Here is a 2,287-nt window from a genome sequence, read left to right as displayed (position 1 = left end):
GACGACGAGGTAGATAGGTTGGAGGTGGAAGTGCAGTAATGCATGGAGCTGACCAATACTAATCGGTCGAGGGCTTATCCTATACTTAAAACGCAAATTCAATTCGGATTCAGTTTTCAGGAATCAAGTTCTAAACCATATGGTCCTAGTGGCTGTATGATGATGAATTTGTTTTCAGCATTTGGCGATGCTGAGACCTGAATAATGCATTTGTACCGCAAATGCCCGTTTGGTGGCGATAGCGGAGGGGTTCCACGCGTACCCATCCCGAACACGACCGTTAAGCCCTCCAGCGCCGATGGTACTTGGACCGAAGGGTCCTGGGAGAGTAGGACGTTGCCAAGCACGCAAGACCACTGTTGAGTAATCGGCAGTGGTCTTTTTGTTGGGCCTTGTACAGAGAATTTGCTTGGAAGGGTTTTTATGATAATGTGGTTTAATAGAGTCACTAATAGATTATTTATGGGGGATAAAGATTTTGATTATATGGATCAATGGAGCTTTTGGTGCGGGGAAGACAGAAACTGCATATGAATTACATCGCAGAATTCCTAATTCTTTTGTATACGATCCAGAGAATGTAGGGTATTACATAAGGGGAAACATTCCTGATGTGATGACAAAAAATGACTTTCAGGACTATTATCTTTGGCGTGAAATTAACCATTCCATGCTAAAATACATAGCTAGCGATTATAGGGGGACGATTATCGTACCTATGACCATAGTCAACCCAGAATATTGGATGGACATTGCTGGTAACCTAATAAACAAGGGATTAGAGGTTCATCATTTTACTTTGTGTGCCTCACGAGAGACGCTGCTCAAGAGATTGAGTGGTAGAGGTGAAGGGAATGACTCGTGGGCCGTTCAACAGATCGACAGATGCCTCACAGGGCTTAATAAGGACGTATTCAAAGACCATTTAGACACAAATAACCTGACTACTTTAGGAGTCGTTGAGATGATAGCCAGTAAGCTTGATATCACTTTAACGCCTATTATAGGAGAAAAGTGAAAATATATTAATTTAGGTATTGCTATACTTCGGAATACATGATATAATATTTTTTGTTGTCAAAACATTTTGTTTTCAATACGGCCCGTTGGTCAAGGGGTTAAGACACCTCCCTTTCACGGAGGTAACATGGGTTCGAATCCCATACGGGTCACCAATTTCTTTGAAATGTAATTGTTCTGCTGAAATAAAATGTTGCATTACAGTTTGGATTGTGTTATGATAATTGAGTTGCTTCTTTACATGGAGGCTTAGCTCAGCTGGGAGAGCATCTGCCTTACAAGCAGAGGGTCGGGGGTTCGATCCCCTCAGCCTCCACCATGAAGCTTTCTTATGGTAATGGATAGCTAAATATTTTTTAATGACGCGGGGTGGAGCAGCCCGGTAGCTCGTCGGGCTCATAACCCGAAGGCCGCAGGTTCAAATCCTGCCCCCGCAACCAATTTTCATCAAGCAATTATATCTTTTGGAACCGTGGTGTAGTTGGCCTAACATGCCTGCCTGTCACGCAGGAGATCGCGAGTTCGAATCTCGTCGGTTCCGCCATTTTTCTTGCTTCATGAGCCATTAGCTCAGTTGGTAGAGCACCTGACTTTTAATCAGGGTGTCGAAGGTTCGAGTCCTTCATGGCTCACTTCTTAAGTGAGTCGGACACTAATACATACTGTGTGCGGACGTGGCTCAGCGGTAGAGCATCGCCTTGCCAAGGCGAGGGTCGCGGGTTCGATTCCCGTCGTCCGCTCCATATAAATTTTGCGCCCTTAGCTCAGCTGGATAGAGCGTTTGACTACGAATCAAAAGGCCGGGAGTTCGAATCTCTCAGGGCGCGCCATATTTTAACTTCATACTTTGCCGGCGTGGCGGAATGGCAGACGCGCTCGACTCAAAATCGAGAGGGAAACCGTGGAGGTTCGAGTCCTCTCGCCGGTATCAATTAGCAAGCGAAGCTCTTATGCGTTAAGCTAAGAGCTTTTGCTTTTCAAGTTCAGTAAAGTAAATCATTATATTGTGGACTCTTAGCTCAGTTGGTAGAGCAGTAGACTCTTAATCTATTTGTCCAGGGTTCGAGCCCCTGAGAGTCCATCCTTAAAAGAAACGGCAGAGATGCCGTTTCTTTTTTATAAGAGTTACACGGTTTCAATCATAGTCACAAAAAACTTTCATGAGCCATCGGCTCACATCCCAGAATGAAAATGTTATTCGCCCGTTGCCATCGATGTCTTAATCCAGCTATTTCTGTCTATTCTATGAATAGAGGGACAGAAGAAA

Annotated in this window: 1 protein-coding gene, 9 tRNA genes and 2 rRNA genes; all 12 read left to right on the top strand. The window is 44.5% G+C overall.

Annotated features, from left to right (window positions below):
• Positions 1-82: ribosomal RNA gene (locus tag L1028_RS30865) — 23S ribosomal RNA — on the top strand; the annotation flags it as partial.
• A gap of 146 nt (positions 83-228) precedes the next feature.
• Positions 229-345 (top strand): 5S ribosomal RNA (gene rrf / locus L1028_RS30860).
• Between the two features lie 133 nt (positions 346-478).
• Positions 479-1,018 carry an AAA family ATPase gene (locus L1028_RS30855; protein WP_234541953.1) on the top strand — a complete coding sequence of 180 codons (540 nt, stop codon included), beginning with the start codon at positions 479-481 and terminating at the stop codon, positions 1,016-1,018.
• Positions 1,019-1,100: 82 nt separating this feature from the next.
• A tRNA-Glu gene (locus L1028_RS30850) sits at positions 1,101-1,175 on the top strand.
• Positions 1,176-1,263: 88 nt separating this feature from the next.
• Positions 1,264-1,339: transfer RNA gene (locus L1028_RS30845), tRNA-Val, on the top strand.
• Positions 1,340-1,383: 44 nt separating this feature from the next.
• Positions 1,384-1,460: transfer RNA gene (locus tag L1028_RS30840), tRNA-Met, on the top strand.
• Positions 1,461-1,486: 26 nt separating this feature from the next.
• Positions 1,487-1,564, top strand: a tRNA-Asp gene (locus L1028_RS30835).
• Between the two features lie 15 nt (positions 1,565-1,579).
• A tRNA-Lys gene (locus L1028_RS30830) sits at positions 1,580-1,652 on the top strand.
• 36 nt (positions 1,653-1,688) lie between these two features.
• Positions 1,689-1,763 (top strand) — tRNA-Gly (locus L1028_RS30825).
• Positions 1,764-1,773: 10 nt separating this feature from the next.
• Positions 1,774-1,850, top strand: a tRNA-Arg gene (locus tag L1028_RS30820).
• 19 nt (positions 1,851-1,869) lie between these two features.
• Positions 1,870-1,948 (top strand) — tRNA-Leu (locus tag L1028_RS30815).
• A gap of 80 nt (positions 1,949-2,028) precedes the next feature.
• Positions 2,029-2,101 (top strand) — tRNA-Lys (locus L1028_RS30810).
• Positions 2,102-2,287 lie beyond the last annotated feature (186 nt).

The organism is Paenibacillus pseudetheri (genome assembly GCF_924513355.1).
GTDB lineage: Bacteria > Bacillota > Bacilli > Paenibacillales > Paenibacillaceae > Paenibacillus_AQ > Paenibacillus_AQ pseudetheri.
The sequence above is the reverse complement of the archived record's forward strand: the minus strand, read 5'-3'. Positions and strand labels throughout refer to the sequence as shown.